Source organism: Eubacterium callanderi (genome assembly GCF_900142645.1).
Classification (GTDB): Bacteria; Bacillota; Clostridia; order Eubacteriales; family Eubacteriaceae; genus Eubacterium; species Eubacterium callanderi.
This window is the reverse complement of record NZ_FRBP01000006.1, coordinates 46,946-62,038: the sequence shown is the minus strand read 5'-3', so window position 1 is coordinate 62,038 and position 15,093 is coordinate 46,946. Positions and strand designations below refer to the sequence as shown.

The following is a 15,093-nucleotide window of genomic DNA, read 5'->3' as shown; positions in this document are numbered from 1 at the left end:
ACTGAATACTGCCTCCGTTTTTGTATGAGTTTCTCAAAAAATTTCCAGCTGTTTTTTTTGCATTTCTCAATGCGTATAATCAATAAACCGAATCTCTTCATCCTTCAGGTCTTTCTGGACAATATCCTTCATTTTCCTGGCAAATGGGCATGGATAACCGATAGGGTTTCCGTTCTGGATACAGGAGGCAAAGGCGATGGTGTCCGCCCCTCTTTTCACAAGCTCTCTTGCCCTGAGAACGGCTTTCTTTCCAGGGCACCCACCGCAGCTGGTAAAGCCGATAAGCTCAATATCCTCTGTTACATTTTCAAAGGCGCCTTTTCTTTCCTTAATCACTTTAAAATCCATGGTTCCCGGACAGAAATCTTCTGTCTGCATACATCGGATAATACCTAATTTCATTGTATTTCCCTCCAATTTAAAAGTTTATTACTATAGCTTGTTGGCCCTGTCCTTTTCTCCGCAGAGCACCAGTGCCGGGCATGCGATTTCTCCATCGTCAAGGGATAGATAGTAAAGCAGCGGGTCCAAGCTCAAATTCAGTTCGTTCTGGCCGAGCCCGTGAAGAAACAGGGTGGACATATTCTGATTTCCTCCGGTTCAGTAACTATGGCTTTAGTATAACATAAAACGAGAGGCACAGCACAAAAATGTGCCGTGCCTCTGTTTCGATCATCCGGTCAATTTTATTTCAGCTGTCCGGTACAGCCTTTTTGTATGGCGGCGAGGTTCCGGGCAATTCTTTCCCTGGGCCAGTCCCACCACTTTATTTCAAGCAGATCGGCAATGGTCCTGTCGGAAAAACGCTTTTTAATGGGCCGGGCGGGCACCCCGCCCACGATGGTGTAGGGCGGAACATCTTTTGTGACCACCGCCCGGGCGCCGATGACTGCCCCGTCACCGATGGTCACGCCAGCCAGTATGACCGCCTCATAGCCGATCCAGACATCATTGCCGATGACGATGTCTCCTTTATTGTCCCAGGACGCTGCCACGTCTCGTGGGTCAAGGTCCCACTCCTCAAAAAAAAGCGGGAAGGGATAGGTTGAGAGCGAGCGCATGGTGTGGTTTGCGCTGTTAAACAGAAAACGCGCGCCGCAGGCGATGGAACAGAATTTCCCGATCAGCAGCCGGTCGTGGTTTACAGGATACTGGTATAAAACATTGTTTTTCTCAAACAATGCGGGGTCGCTGGTAAAGTCGTTATACATGGTATAATCGCCAACCGTTATGCTGGGGTTGGTGATCACATTTTTTAAATAAATCGTTTGTCTGTCACCCGTACGGGGATAGATTTTTTTCTCTGGAATAGTCATTTTATCCTCCTGTTATTTTAAAATGATTTGCAGGCTATTCCAGTCATTACAATGCAGCGTTTCAAGAAATACCACCTCTCTTTTCAACTGCCTCAAGCATAGCATAGATGGTGCTATTCCACAATCTTTATTTTACCCCAGCGCCGCTTTACCTTAACCGCATACTTGAGGGTATAAGAGACGCAGCCTTCCGCCAGAGCATTCTTTATTTCCAAAATTTCCCGATCAAGGGCCTCCTCCTCACGATACCAGCCCAGCACCGTGTTATTGTCTCCCCAGAAAGAGCTGCCGTCCACGCCGAACAGGGCGTATTTGGGCGCATCCTTCCCTGTCCTGAACCGGGGGGACGCCTGTACACGGCAGCAGTTCACAATTGATTTTCCATCAAAGGAGGCGATTAAAATCCGCCCGGTCTGTCCGCTGCCTTTGGCGCCGACGCGTTCCTCCCCGCCGGCCTCTGTATTCAAGCTCATCAGACGGTCCAGAGAGACCGATAACACCTCTGAAAGCAAAAGCAGCTTCTCGACCTCGGGGTAGCCGTTTCCCTGCTCCCATTTCGATACAGCCTGGCGGCTCACCTTCAGCTGTTCTGCCAGCTCCTCCTGGGAGATACCCCGCTCCCTCCGGATCCGCCTTAAATTTTCGCTAAAGCCCATGTTCAGACACCTCCGTCCCTTTTCCTCTTATTTTAACCGAAAGTGTCCCGGCCGTCTACCAGCCGCTGCTTGCATATCCGCAACCTGGGGTGGCGCTGTCATCATAAAAGGGGCACAGCGCAAAAGTGTGCTGTACCCCAGGGGTTTTCCGTCAGATCTCCAGTTCGGTCTTTCGGACGGTTTTATCAACGTATTCGTAGCTCTTAAGCTTCTGGTAGGCAAAGCCGCCGGGGTGGAAAATATTCTGCGCGATGACGGTGTCAGCCGCCGCGGTAATCTGCTCTTGGGTAAGGCCGTCCAGATAGTCGGGCAGGCTCAGGGTATCGGTATCGCCGTTTTCTAACAGAAATTCCAGATCCAGATTTTTTGTGGTGACAGTTTCTATTTTTTCTCCTTTCGTGTTTTTTAGATAACCTTAGCGCCGGGTCAGGCGGTCTCAATATTATCGTAATACATCACATTGGTAATATCGCTGATGATGGGATCCATCAGAGTACCCAGGGCTTTGGCGGTGCGCACCACCGCCTCGGGTGTGGCGATGGCTTCATCGGTGCTCAGACCGCTGAAGGTCTTAAGCTTTTTCTTGATTTTTCCGCCAATCTCACCATAGTTCAGATTGATCTTAAGCTCATTTTTCAGCTTCTGTCTTTCATAGGCCATTGGGGGGATCTCCTTTCGTTTTGATGGCTTTAGTATATCACCGGCTGCCGCCGCTGCCTATGGACAGCTGGATTTGGCGGGTTTGCCGGCTTTGCCGAGTGCCGGATACATCCCTTAATACATTTATGATTTACGCATTTATATTTATTCTAATAGGAAGAAAACCGTCCCGCGTCGCCGGGCTGTCCTGAGGTGTAAAAAAAGCCGTCCGGATTTTGTGAAGGCCGGACGGCCGCTGGTGTCGCTCTGAGGACAGGCGCACAACGCCTGCTTTTGTAGGCCATCTTGGTTTTTAAACACCCTGCCCCTGTCCTGATTTGGCGCGGAGGGCGTGTCCTCTCTGCCGCCTGCGCTTTGCGCCGCCGGGTTTAAAGACGGTCGGGACCATGTCCCACCGCCGCCACGGGTTTTGGGCTGGGTTTTTTATTGCTTTGGCTGTGTACACCGCCGCGGATAAAGCGTATAATAAAGCATAACATCCCTATTTTGACTGGTATCAGGAGGTTTTTATGCATTTTCTTCAAGGGCTGACCATGGGCCTGGCCTACGTGGCGCCCATCGGCCTTCAAAATCTGTTCGTCATCAACACGGCGCTCACACAGAGCCGCAGGCGTGCTGCCGCGACAGCGCTCATCGTTATCTTCTTTGACATCTCCCTGGCCCTGGCCTGCTTCTTTGGCATCGGCGCGCTCATGGAACAGTTTCCCTGGGTTCAGAAGCTTGTGCTGCTGGCGGGCAGCGTCATTGTCATTGTTATTGGCGCTGGCCTGCTGCGGGACAGGGGAACACTGGATACCTCCGCGGATGTGAACCTGCCGCTGCGCCAGGTGGCGGCCACAGCCTTTGTGGTCACCTGGCTCAACCCCCAGGCCATCATCGACGGCACCATGATGCTGGGAGCCTTCCGGGTCACCCTTCCCGCAGAGCAGGGCCTCGCCTTTATGGCCGGGGTTGCCTCAGCCTCCTGCCTCTGGTTCCTGGGCCTGACGGTTTTCATCACCCTGTTCAGCCATAAATTTAACGACCGGGTTCTGCGGGCCATCAACGTGGTCTGCGGCGCGGTCATTATCTTCTACGGGCTGAAGCTGCTGCTCAGTTTTATCAAAATGGTGGCTTAAGCCGACTTTCAGTGTGTCAAAAACCTGAGAGACGAAGCCTTTTACCTAAGAAAGAAAAAAGCGTCCTGCGGGCACTGCCCACTCACCTGTATCTTCTTTATAAATGTTAATGGCTGATCTCGCCAATGTCCGGCTGTTCCGGTAAAATAGCACGATTCCTAACCGTTCAACACAGCGCTTGGACCTTTTTTCTTATCTGGATAAAAGGCGCAGTCTCGGGTGCTTCCTCTTTTTTGACAGCCAAACTGGTGGCTTAAGCCGACTTTTCAAGGTATTTTATTAGTCTGCTTTAGGAGGCTATTTCCACAGCAGATCGCCGTCATACACTGCCATGGCGGCCTCCCAGTAGCCCAGCCTGCGGCACTCGCCAATGACCAGCTCACGGGTATGGTCAAACATTTCTGTGGCTTTTCGGGCAAAATCCCGGGGCCGGCCTTCCATCAAAAAGCCCACGGCCTCCATACACTGTTCATGAAGCTCACAGTTGACCGCTGTTTTGACCGGGTTGACCAGATTTGGGATGCTCCTGCCCACGCGCTGGTTTTTCTGGATAACGCCGTAAATACTGCGCATGGCGTCGTACTGGATATGCTCAGTGATAAAATTCAGCAGCACCCGCGGCGTCAGATCATAAAGGTAAAGCCTGTTCCACAGCCTGTCAATCTCATCATGCAGCTCCTGCGCCTCGCTGGCTGACGCGTTCTCTGCCGCGTGGACTGCCACGCTTTCCACCGTCAGCGACAAAAGCTCCAGGCTGTCCAAAAAGCGGCGGACATGGCTGGCGATCATCCCGGGGCTGATGGTCAGCTTTTTTAAACCGTCCAGATCCATGGTCACAAAGATGCCCTTGCCGGGCGTGGCTTCCACCACGCCCCATTCCTGGAGAATCTGAACTGCTCTGACCGTGGTATCGACACTGACGTTATAAATTTTGCGCAGCGCCTCATGGGTGGGCAGCCGGTCGCCGGGCTTATAATAGCCCACAGCGATCAGGCTTATGATGTCCAGATAAACGCTCGAATACCGCTCTGCCTTTGTGAGCTTCTGATCGATTTTACTGACGGGCAGCGCTGAGCCGCTGCGGCTTTCCGCTTTTTTTTCAGCCATTCCCACAAAGTCATAAAGGGCTGAGAAGTCCCCAAAGCGGATGGACTCAAACGAACCGCCCTGCCGGATGCATTCAAACAATTCCCGAATACTCTCAAGATAGCCCTCCCGCATCTCCCGGGTGCCGGAAAACGGGTCAATCCCGGTATAGCCAAGGCAGTCCACCGCGCGCAGCGCCAGGGCATTGCCGGTCCGGGCAACAAAAAAACGCCATAAACGTTTTGAAAGCCGCCAGAAGGCAACTGGCTGCCCGGGGTCCATCTGGTCGATAATGGCCTGGGGAACAGCCCACTCATCTCCCTGGCAGAGCTTAAGCCCCTGGGCGATGAGCGGAAAGCACAGCAGAACGCCGGTCTTTAAGGTATCCTCGGTGACAAAGGCACCTGTTCCTCTGGCCGGCGGCGCCTTTTTCCGCGGCTGTGCCACAGGGTTAAAGGCTACAACAGGCCTTTTCCGCTTTTCTGTTTTAACAAACCCCTCGTCTGCCAGCAGCTCGACGGCCCGGCGGACGGATTTCTCCGAGGTGCCGAACGCCTTGCAAAGCTCGGCGCGCGAGGGCAGCCGCGAGCCCCTTGGCAGACGGCCGCTCTCAATTTTATCTTTAAGGATCTCATAGACATTTTCGTACATGAGCACATCATTTTTCATTTATTTTCACCTGCCTGCTTTTATTATACCTCATTTTGGGCAGGATTTCATCTTCTTTACGGTCTGCACCTCTGCAAAGCGCTGGAGGATATCTTCAAGCATAAAGGGCTTGCTGATATGGGCGTCCATACCGCTGTCCAGACATTTCCGGATATCCTCCTGAAAGGCGTTGGCCGTCATGGCGACAATGGGCACGGCGTCCGCGTCGCTCCGGTTCAGGGCCCGGATGACGCGGGTAGCGGCAGCGCCGTCCATGACCGGCATCTGCATATCCATGAGAATAAGGTCGAAAAAGCCCTCAGGCGAACGGGTGAAGGCTTCCACTGCCTCCTGTCCATTGGCCGCGCCCTGTACTCTGGCGTCCGCTATTTTTAAGAGCTCCTCGGCAATTTCCATGTTTAGCGGGTTATCCTCCACGATCAGCACATTTTTATCTTTCAGGCTGTCCTCCTGGGGCGCTTTCTGGAGATCAGCCGCGCCAAATTCCAGCTTGTCAAAAAGCTGGAACAGCTCGGTATGGTCTGTCGGGCGGGTGAGAACGCCGTCCGCGTCAATGACAGCAGCGGCTTCGTCCAGCTCGTCTTTATCATAGCCTGTGACCACAAATTTTGGAGGCTGATCCCCCACAGGTGCCCGCAGCGCTTTTCCCAGCGACCAGAGGTCATCTGTGAAATCCCAACGGATAAAGCACAGCGTGTAGGGGCTGCCGCTTTCTGCTGCCTGTTTAAGCTTTTCGACGGCCTGCTGTTGTGTCTCAGCGCCTTCCGCCAGAAATCCCTCACGGTTCAGGATTCCGGTTACGCTTTCCAGGATAAGGGAAATCTGGTTAAGAACCAGCACTCGCTGGCCATTGCCGCAGGGCACGTGCTCGGCGCCGTATCCGGCAGCGTATTTAAAGGGAATCTCTACCCTGAAGCAGCTGCCGCTGCCCACCTGGCTCTCCACAGAGATGCTGCCGCCCATCATCTCCACAAAGCGCTTGGTGATGGGAAGGCCAAGCCCGGTGCCGCCATATTTGCGGGCCACACCAGAATCCTCCTGGGTAAAGACCTCGAAGATACGTCCGAGGTTCTCTTTGGCAATGCCGCACCCGCTGTCCCGCACTTCAAACCCGATCCAGAACCGGTCTTCCCCGCGCCGGATTTCCTCTGCTGTCATGCAGACCTTTCCGCCCTTTGGGGTAAATTTCATGGCGTTTGAGAGCAGATTCGTCAAAATCTGGTTGAGCCGCAGGGCGTCGCCCACCAGCTCGTCCTCAAGCGCTCCATTTACATAAACATTGTACTCAATGCCCCTTTCCCTGGCCTGAGTATAAAAGACAGTGGTCAGCGCTTTAAAGAGCTGTCCAAAATCAAAGGACTCCTCGTGCAGCTCGATTTTTCCGCTCTCGATCTTGGACATATCCAGAATATCGTTGACCAATGACAGCAGGTGCTGGGTAGACAGGCTGATTTTGTCCAGACAGTTCTCAATCCTGGCCGGGTTGTGGGTGTACCGGCGCCCCACCTCTGTCATTCCGACAATGCCATTCATCGGCGTCCGGATCTCATGGGACATCTGGGACAGAAAATCGCTCTTGGCCTGGCTCGCCCGCTCGGCCTTTTCCTTTTCCGCCATGAGCAGACGCTGGATCTGCCGTTCCTTCCGGTTGTACAAAAGAAAGGACGCGGCCAGAATCATCAGAACGCTGAGCATCACGCCGCAGGCCGCCAGCATCATAAACCGGCTCAGGCTTGATACCTGGGAATTGACAGTGTCATAGCCCATGGAGGTAAAGACATACCAGCCCGTCTCAGGGATGGGGGTGTAATATGCGTATTCATGGTAGTCCCCAATTCTGAGCGAGACCATTCCCGATCTCCCCTGGCCGATATCCTGCAGAATGGTGTCGAGGTCATAGCCCTGGTCGAAGGCGGCTTTCCTGTTCAGAATAGAGAACAGGTTGGAGCCCTGGCCTGCCATTTCCGGCAGGTCACTCTCGATTATAAAGTCACCCTCATCTGTCACAATGCTGGAATGCGAATCGGTGCCGCTTTTGTTTAAGATCAGCTTCTCGCCGATCTGGGCTGTGTCGATCCCCACGACAATGGCCGCCAGCTGCTCGTTTCCAAAGGCCTTGGGTGTGATGGACATGCCCAGCATGAGCATATCCTCGCCCCATATTGTCTCATTGACCGAGATAAGGCGGCCGGTGCCGGACAGCAGCCGGTCCAGCTCCTTAATCTTTGAAATGGCCGGCATCGCCCCATTTGGCGAGTACGCCATTCCATTGGCGCTGATCAGGGCAACATGGGAAAAATCATTGTTCTCCTGGAGCTGGCTTAAAAAGGCTGTCAGGTTCGCCGTATCCGAGAGCTCTGTTTCCGACAGGGTATTGACAACTGTGCGGATCTGGGAAAACTGGCTGTCCATGTTAGTGGTAAAGTGGTTGCTGACCTGCGTGGTCATCTCCTGGAGGTACACCTCACTGATATTGGTCACGGTTTCCTGGGTCTCGTTCTGGTAGGTACGCCACAGAATGCTAAAAAACAGGACGAGCAGGATCAAAAACAGACATAACATATAGCGTATCGGTATCCATTCTCCTTTTTTCATCTTCATCCTGCTTTCTCCTCTTTTATTCATTCCGATTTTCCTGTGTCGGTAATGCGCCCTTCCAGTTCTGCGCTCACAGGGGCATTTCGATGGTTTTCAAAATACTGCGCCAGCGCGTCCCTGTAGGTCAGGTCAGTCTCTTTTACGAGACGCACGCTGCCCTTTGGGATGTCGCCGCTGTAGACATTGAGCATGGTATAGCCATCGCCGTTATTCTCGGCGTAGCCCTGCTTTCCAGCCATATAATCATTGACCGCGACCTGATACTTCTGCTGCCTGTCCAGGGTGGTGCCATCCGCAAGCGTGACAGATTTCAGACGGGCGCCGGGCTCTTTGCTGCTGTCAAAGGTGTAGCGGATACCAGAAACCTGCAGGAAACGTCCGCCCGGAAATGCGTCGGTACAGGCGGACAGGCTGTTTTCAAGCATATCCCACAGAACCTGGCCGTTCATTTCCAGCACGACCACCTGGTTGTCAAAGGGACACACAGCGGCCAGATCACTGCCGTATACCTCTCCGGCGTACAGGCTTCCGCGGATACCGCCCCCGTTAACCACCGCGATGGATGCGCCCGAGACCTCTGCCACGCTGTCGGCCAGAAGGTTTCCAATTTCAGCCTCTTTCCGGCGGGTATTGTAATCCTGCAGCAGCAGGTCGTTTTTAATGGTGCCCACCACAGACAAGTCATAATCCACCTGGTCTGATCCCTCATAATAGTATTTGTCGACAGCCTTCAACGCATCTTCGGGGGTCAGCTTGCCCACAAAAACCTGGCGGGACATTTCACCCAGATACTCTACGATTTTATCCGGAAACTGCACATTGTAGACGTAGGAGCTGTCTACATATTCCTCAAGCCCGGTGATCACGTCTGAATGCTCAGGCTGATAATCCTTCAGATAGGAATAACCCATCTGGATATCCCTGGTCAGGGCCTCCTGGCCTTCTTTGGTTGAGATGAGCTCCAGCACCTGGCGGCATGCCTCCTGGGTTTTACTGTCTGAATGGGTGTTGATTCCAATATAGGCGGATGGCGCAAGGATAAGCCAGGGGCTGTTGCCCGCATCGCTGAGGAGGGGCAGCATCCGGTAGCGGTACTCAGGAGATGTGCCGGCCTCTGCGTTTTCCCGGTTTTCATTAACCATTCTTGTGTATAGGTCAGAGCCGCCGAAAACAACGGCCAGAGTCCCGTCTGCCATACGCTCCAGATTGCGAATCGAATTCCGGCTCTTGCCGAGGGCTGCGCCGTCCATCACGCCGGCAGCTGTCATCTGGCTGGCCAGATCAAAGGCCCCTTCCCACTGTCCCGAAAAGGTGGTTTTCTTTTCCCTGAACCCGGCCATCCACTGTACGCCAGAGACTGTACCCAGAAAATCTGGCACCATGTCCCCCACAAAGAACATGCCAAGGTCTGTGTTGTAGTCACTCTCAATGCTGAAATTGACACCGTCCCCACCGACGCCAATACCCTTTTCCCTGAGCGCCACCATCACTGAAACCAGCTCCTGATTGGTGGTGGGAAGCGCCAGCCCCGCCTCCTGAAAAAGGGTCTCATTGACAATATATCCCTTGTACTGGCCTGGGAGTGGCAGCAGATAGGTTTTGCCGTTCTGCTTCAGGAGTTCCATGACGGTTCCGTCGTAGGCCACGCTTGCCTTTGTATCGCTGAGGTCCAGCGCATAGTCTAAAATGCTGCTGGAGGTTGGCTGTGAGGTCAGCAGCAGGTCGGGCCCTACGCCCTTTTCCAGCTGGCGCAGCTGCTCACTGGGGTAAGGCGTCCGTTCACACTGGAGGTCGATGTCGGGGTAAGTCGATTCCACCAGCTGCTCAAGATTTTTAAAATCGTTTGAATACAGCAGCGTCACTGTGGTCTTATCAGACCGAGGGCTCTGTCCGCAGCCGGACAGCATACTGCACAGGAATACACCGCACAAAACAGCCGCAGCCATTTTTTTTCGATTTTTTTTCTTAATATTCAATCTCCCCATAATTTTGTTCTCCTTTTATATATCACATATCTTCTTGGAACCTTTACCATATAATTATAGCATCTGTGACCGATTAAATCAATTACAAAGAACCTTTCTGCAAAAGGAAACAAAAAAAGCACAGCGCAGAATTGTGCTGTGCTTTTCTGGAAGATGAACATAATTTGTCTATATACACAATATAAGCGTCAAATTGCTTTAACCTTGACAAAATAATTATTAAAAATTAAAATGAGGGGTAAAAATAACCCAGAGGTGTAACGTGAAACAAATATGGAATATCTTTAAAAGGGACGTCTGGCGGCTGTGGAAAAACCGCTTTGCGCTCATTGTAACCATCGGCATTATTGTGATCCCCTCCCTTTACGCCTGGTTTAATATCGGGGCAAACTACGATCCCTACAGCAATACAAAGGGGATCAAGGTCGCTGTCGCCAACGAAGATGCCGGAACCCAAAACGCGGTTACTGGCAAGCTCAACGCCGGTGACGAGATCATTGCCAATCTCAAAGAAAACGACCAGCTCGGCTGGACCTTTGTCGATACGGAGAAGGCGGTTGAGGGCGTAAAATCCGGCAAATACTACGCGTCCATCATCATTCCCGAGGATTTCAGCAGCCGGCTGACGGATTTTTTAAACGGACGGATCGAGAAGTCCGAAATTATTTACTATGTTAATGAGAAGAAGAACGCCATCGCGCCCAAAATCACCGATACCGGCGCACAGACGCTGGAGGAGGAGATCAAGAGCACTTTTTCCTCTGTGGCCTCTGAGAGTGTGTCAAAGGTCATGGCCGCCTCGGCAGTGGGCATATCCGGAAAGCTCAACCAGGCCAGCGCGGACATCACCGCTGCCATCGACACTACCCGGAGCGACCTGGACACCTACCGTGTGCTGCTGGAAAACTTCAGGGGAACCATCGCTGACGGGCAGGGCAGCATTGACGGCGGCAAGGCCACGCTTGACAGTCTTAAGGACGCCGCCGCCTCGGGCCAGAAAGGACTTGAAAGCGCACAGGACCGTCTGAGCCAGAGCCGTGAAAGCGTTGGAAAATTTTCAGGAAGCCTGTCAAACATCCTGAACCAGAGTCAGAGTGTTCTGGGGCAGATCGGCGGGACGGCCTCATCACAGCTGGGAAACCTGGAAGCGCAGGCCCTTGAGATAAACGCAGGCTTTGAGAACAGTATTACCTCTGCAAAAGAGATGCTGTCCCTTAACCAGGAGATTGTGGACGCGCTGAAAAAGCTCAATGAAGATCACCCTTCACCCGAGCTCGCCAGGTTGATCCAGTCGCTGGAATCGGAAATCGAGAGCCAGCAGAAAATTCTGGACCGCCTGAATACTGGAAACGACAGTGTTAAAAACATGATTACGCAGGCATCGGAAACGCGCGAAAGCCTTAACGCGATCGCCACCGACAGCGGCAAGGCTCTGGGAGGTGTCAACACCAGTTTTCAGCAGAGCCTTCTGCCGCAGGTTAACCAGACCCTTGACAGCTTTGCCGCCCTCTCCGGGAAAACCGCCGGGATTCTGTCTGGGGTGCCCCCGGCGGCGGGCCAGCTCCAGGGCATCCTCGATGACCTGGGCACCGCGCTGACAGAGGCAGAGAACGCTCTCGACAGTACTCAGGGAGCCCTGGTGGACCTCGCTGGGCAGCTCAGCCGGGTCTCAACAGATTTGAATGCCATCAAAAACTCCCGGCTGTACCAGAATTTTCTTTCAACCACAGGTATAAAGCCTGAGCAGGTAGCAGAGTTTATGGAATCACCTGTGGAGGTCGAAACGGAAAAAATCTATCCGGTCGCCAATTATGGCTCTGCCCTTGCGCCTTTTTACAGCAATCTGGCCATCTGGGTCGGTGGTATTGTCCTTATCGCCATCTTTAAGCTGGAGGTGGACGAGGATGAAAATATTAAAAACCTCACACCCACACAGGCCTACTTTGGCAGGTGGCTCCTGTATATCTCGGTTGGCCTCTTGCAGGGCTTTGTGGTGTGCCTTGGAGACCTGCTCCTGATGAAAATCCAGTGTGAAAGCCCGCCGGCTTTTATCTTCGCCGGACTGCTGGCCTCCTTTGTCTATGTGAACCTGATCTATGCCCTTTCGGTTACCTTTAAGCACATCGGAAAAGCCATCTGTGTTATTCTTGTTATTCTGCAGATTCCCGGCTCCGCGGGTACCTATCCGATTGAGATGACGCCAGGCTTCTTTCAGGCGGTTCATCCCCTGCTGCCCTTTACCTATGGCATTAACGCCATGCGTGAGGCCGTGGCAGGCATCTATGCGGCGCATTACGTTTCAGACCTGCTTCACTTGCTTATCTTTATCCCTGTGGGGCTGGTCATCGGCCTGGGGCTCAGGCCGCTGCTCTTAAACCTCAACCACTTCTTTGACAGGCGGCTCTCCGAAACCGGGATGATGGTCAGCGAGACAGAGGGCGGTATCAAACAGAAAAAGGACCCCATCTCCATCATCGCCAGAGCCCTTGCCGTGGAGGGCCGGACGACTGAAGAACGGGAAGCCCGGCAGGCGGCCTTTGAGGAGAGCTACCGCAAAAAGATAAAGGCGGGCTTTCTGCTCATGTTTATTTTGCCCCTTGTTTTCATGGTGCTCATGTTCAGCCTGGACTCAAAAATTATTTATCTGGTGCTGTGGATCATATCTCTGATCGGTATCTCGGTATACCTCATCTGCCTCGAGTACTTCCGGGATAAAATGCGCAAGCAGTTTGAGCTGGAGCAGCAGCTCTGCGGTATGACCGATGAGGAAATCCGGGCCATGTTTAAGGACGACTGGAAAGGGACTGAAAAATGAAAAAAATCTTGAAAATCTTTACGGGCGACTTCAGCCGTATCCGGAATAATACCATTGCCCTCATTGTCGTGATGGGTGTCTGCGTTGTGCCTGCCATGTACGCCTGGTTTAATATCGCGGGGAGCTGGGACCCCTACAGCAACACAAAAGACATAAAAATCGCGGTTGCCAACACCGATGCCGGCTACCAGGGCGACATCCTCTCTGTGAGCATGAACGTGGGCGACGAGGTGGTAAAAGCCCTGAAGGCCAATGACCAGATGGACTGGCAGTTTACAGACAGGGACGAGGCTCTGGAGGGCGTGAAATCCGGCGCCTATTACGCCGCCATTGTGATCCCTGAGGATTTCAGCGCCAATATTATGAGCCTGTTTTCCCCGGATATTAAAAAGAGCGCGATCATCTATTATACCAATGAGAAGGAGAATGCCATCGCGCCCAAAGTGACCGATAAGGGTGCGACTGCTGTCCAGGAGCAGGTCAACAGCCTCTTTGTGGAAAAGGTGTCCGAAATCTCCCTTGAGGCGCTGCAGTCTGTCTATCAGGCCGCGGATAAGCAGGGCAATCAGTCCCTGACCGAGAGCCTTAAAACTAATCTTCAGCGGATAGAAGCAGAGGTGGAGACCTCCGCAAAAACAGTGCGGGCCTTTGCGTCCATGACCGAATCTACCCAGAAGGTTCTGACCTCGACCACCGGCTTCCTGGAAACCTCTGGGAACAGCGTCTCGGAAAGCTCAGGCATTCTGCAGGAGGCAGAGGGCACAGCCCGGGGACTCCAGGGTGCGATGGACACTGCCTCCCAGGGCATCGAAACCGTCTTTGATGTGAGCGGTGAGAGCTACCAGAAAATATCATCCGAAATCGACAAGGCTTTCGCCTCTGTGGACCAAAACGCCGGTGAGGCCGCCAAAAGCTTAGACAGTCTGGCCGATGAGGTACAACTGCTCATCAACCATTACACCGAACTCCGTGACACGCTTCAAAAACTCAGCGATGAATTTCCGGACATGGCGCCCGCGCTCCAGCCTGTGATTGGCAAGCTCAATCAAATCATCACCCAGCAGGAGGCCCTGCGGGACAAGCTGACAGAAACCGTGGATAAAATCTCTGAAACCACTGGTATGGCAGCGTCAGATTATCAAACCCTCAAAGGGCTCACAGAACAGGCCAGTAAAGTCATCGGCGACGCAAAAACAGACTATCAGACAAACCTGAAGCCCCAGCTGGGAACCCTGTTTTCAAGCCTTGATTTTGGCAGCGGCAAGGTGGCCGGTATCCTCGGCCAGCTAAACGGCAGTATCCACGACATCGCATCCCTTTCCGGTGAGACCGCTTCGGACCTGGGTACGGCGAGGGATCTCCTGACCCGCTCAGCCGATCAACTGGACGCTGTGAAGGCAAAGCTGGACAGCGTTCTAAAAGAGGTTGAAAAGGCCGCCGCCAGCGGCGACATGGCTGAAATCGAGACCTTGCTCTCCGGCAGCCCCGCTGAGCTCAGCAGCTTTTTAGCCGCTCCGGTCGAGCTCAAGACTGAAAAGATATACCCTGTGGCAAATTACGGCTCTGCCATGGCACCATTCTACACAACGCTTGCCATCTGGGTCGGCGGCGTTGTGCTCGTGGCCATGATCAGCGTAAATGTCTCGGAAAAAACAGAAAAAGCCCTCTCTTTAAAGCCCCACCACGCCTACTTCGGGCGATACATCACCTTCCTGATTCTGGGGCTGATCCAGAGCACCATCATTGCGCTGGGAGATCTTTTCTTCCTGGGAATTCAGTGTGAGCACCCCATACTCTTTTTGCTGGCAGCGTGGCTCACGAGCATTGTCTATGTGAATCTGATCTATACCCTCACGGTCTCCTTCGGTGACGTGGGCAAGGCCATCGCCGTTATCCTGATGGTTATCCAGGTTGCAGGCTCAGGCGGCAGCTTCCCCATCGAGGTGCTCCCAGAGTTCTTCCAGAGACTCTATCCACTCATGCCTTTCGCCCACAGCATGAACGCCATGCGCGAGTGCATTGCGGGTATGTACCAGAACACCTACTGGATCGAGATGGGCTGTCTGGCCATTTTCCTGATCCCTTCCCTGCTCCTCGGCCTTGTGCTCAGAAAACCGGTTATCCGCCTGAACCACACCTTTACCGAGAAGCTGGAAAGCACACATTTAATGTAAAACATACAAAAAAAGC

At 53.1% G+C, this 15,093-nt stretch carries 12 protein-coding genes; 3 read left to right on the top strand and 9 right to left on the bottom strand.

The features are described from left to right. Positions 1 to 66: 66 nt before the first annotated feature. The 6 genes from BUC22_RS08920 to BUC22_RS08900 all read right to left on the bottom strand — a co-directional run bounded on the left by BUC22_RS08920 (position 67) and on the right by BUC22_RS08900 (position 2,632). Positions 67 to 402 (bottom strand): CGGC domain-containing protein, encoded by a 336-nt coding sequence (locus BUC22_RS08920; protein WP_013380410.1) that lies wholly within the window; start codon positions 400 to 402, stop codon positions 67 to 69. Positions 403 to 432: 30 nt separating this feature from the next. Beyond that, positions 433 to 582, bottom strand: coding sequence for a hypothetical protein (locus tag BUC22_RS21835; RefSeq protein WP_013380409.1), 150 nt, complete (start codon positions 580 to 582; stop codon positions 433 to 435). A gap of 104 nt (positions 583 to 686) precedes the next feature. Then, positions 687 to 1,316 carry a CatB-related O-acetyltransferase gene (locus BUC22_RS08915; protein WP_013380408.1) on the bottom strand — a complete coding sequence of 210 codons (630 nt, stop codon included), beginning with the start codon at positions 1,314 to 1,316 and terminating at the stop codon, positions 687 to 689. Positions 1,317 to 1,429: 113 nt separating this feature from the next. Next, positions 1,430 to 1,972: a helix-turn-helix transcriptional regulator gene (locus tag BUC22_RS08910; RefSeq protein WP_013380407.1), complete on the bottom strand. Its 543-nt coding sequence runs from the start codon at positions 1,970 to 1,972 to the stop codon at positions 1,430 to 1,432. Between the two features lie 151 nt (positions 1,973 to 2,123). Beyond that, positions 2,124 to 2,285 (bottom strand): DUF2922 domain-containing protein, encoded by a 162-nt coding sequence (locus BUC22_RS08905; RefSeq protein ID WP_238066006.1) that lies wholly within the window; start codon positions 2,283 to 2,285, stop codon positions 2,124 to 2,126. Positions 2,286 to 2,398: 113 nt separating this feature from the next. After that, entirely contained in the window at positions 2,399 to 2,632 is a 234-nt protein-coding gene (locus BUC22_RS08900; protein WP_013380405.1) for a DUF1659 domain-containing protein, read from the bottom strand. A 509-nt stretch (positions 2,633 to 3,141) separates the two neighbouring features. Between BUC22_RS08900 and BUC22_RS08895 the strand changes: the two genes are divergently transcribed. Continuing rightward, positions 3,142 to 3,750, top strand: coding sequence for a LysE/ArgO family amino acid transporter (locus tag BUC22_RS08895; RefSeq protein ID WP_013380402.1), 609 nt, complete (start codon positions 3,142 to 3,144; stop codon positions 3,748 to 3,750). Positions 3,751 to 4,047: 297 nt separating this feature from the next. Here BUC22_RS08895 and BUC22_RS08890 read toward each other — a convergent pair whose 3' ends face one another. From BUC22_RS08890 to BUC22_RS08880, 3 genes are read right to left on the bottom strand one after another with little or no spacing between them, the layout of a single operon-like run. Beyond that, positions 4,048 to 5,505, bottom strand: coding sequence for a winged helix-turn-helix domain-containing protein (locus BUC22_RS08890; protein WP_013380401.1), 1,458 nt, complete (start codon positions 5,503 to 5,505; stop codon positions 4,048 to 4,050). Between the two features lie 30 nt (positions 5,506 to 5,535). Continuing rightward, positions 5,536 to 8,106, bottom strand: coding sequence for a hybrid sensor histidine kinase/response regulator (locus tag BUC22_RS08885; protein ID WP_013380400.1), 2,571 nt, complete (start codon positions 8,104 to 8,106; stop codon positions 5,536 to 5,538). Between the two features lie 20 nt (positions 8,107 to 8,126). Then, positions 8,127 to 10,088 (bottom strand): 5'-nucleotidase C-terminal domain-containing protein, encoded by a 1,962-nt coding sequence (locus BUC22_RS08880; protein WP_013380399.1) that lies wholly within the window; start codon positions 10,086 to 10,088, stop codon positions 8,127 to 8,129. 262 nt (positions 10,089 to 10,350) lie between these two features. Here BUC22_RS08880 and BUC22_RS08875 point away from each other — a divergent pair, with 262 nt between their 5' ends. Together BUC22_RS08875 and BUC22_RS08870 are read left to right on the top strand one after the other, a co-directional pair. Further along, positions 10,351 to 12,903 (top strand): YhgE/Pip domain-containing protein, encoded by a 2,553-nt coding sequence (locus tag BUC22_RS08875; RefSeq protein WP_013380397.1) that lies wholly within the window; start codon positions 10,351 to 10,353, stop codon positions 12,901 to 12,903. Continuing rightward, on the top strand, positions 12,900 to 15,077 hold the full coding sequence (locus BUC22_RS08870) for a YhgE/Pip domain-containing protein (protein ID WP_013380396.1): 2,178 nt from the start codon (positions 12,900 to 12,902) through the stop codon (positions 15,075 to 15,077). The genes BUC22_RS08875 and BUC22_RS08870 overlap by 4 nt, the downstream gene beginning before the upstream one ends. Positions 15,078 to 15,093: the final 16 nt, after the last annotated feature.

What these genes read in the sequence shown, in the direction of transcription:
- BUC22_RS08915 (WP_013380408.1), bottom strand. Translation starts at nt 1,316, where the DNA reads ATGACTATTCCAGAGAAAAAAATCTATCCCCGTACGGGTGACAGACAA.
- BUC22_RS08870 (WP_013380396.1), top strand. Translation starts at nt 12,900, where the DNA reads ATGAAAAAAATCTTGAAAATCTTTACGGGCGACTTCAGCCGTATCCGG.
- BUC22_RS08890 (WP_013380401.1), bottom strand. Translation starts at nt 5,505, where the DNA reads ATGAAAAATGATGTGCTCATGTACGAAAATGTCTATGAGATCCTTAAA.
- BUC22_RS08910 (WP_013380407.1), bottom strand. Translation starts at nt 1,972, where the DNA reads ATGGGCTTTAGCGAAAATTTAAGGCGGATCCGGAGGGAGCGGGGTATC.
- BUC22_RS08885 (WP_013380400.1), bottom strand. Translation starts at nt 8,106, where the DNA reads ATGAAGATGAAAAAAGGAGAATGGATACCGATACGCTATATGTTATGT.
- BUC22_RS08895 (WP_013380402.1), top strand. Translation starts at nt 3,142, where the DNA reads ATGCATTTTCTTCAAGGGCTGACCATGGGCCTGGCCTACGTGGCGCCC.
- BUC22_RS08900 (WP_013380405.1), bottom strand. Translation starts at nt 2,632, where the DNA reads ATGGCCTATGAAAGACAGAAGCTGAAAAATGAGCTTAAGATCAATCTG.
- BUC22_RS21835 (WP_013380409.1), bottom strand. Translation starts at nt 582, where the DNA reads ATGTCCACCCTGTTTCTTCACGGGCTCGGCCAGAACGAACTGAATTTG.
- BUC22_RS08880 (WP_013380399.1), bottom strand. Translation starts at nt 10,088, where the DNA reads ATGGGGAGATTGAATATTAAGAAAAAAAATCGAAAAAAAATGGCTGCG.
- BUC22_RS08920 (WP_013380410.1), bottom strand. Translation starts at nt 402, where the DNA reads ATGAAATTAGGTATTATCCGATGTATGCAGACAGAAGATTTCTGTCCG.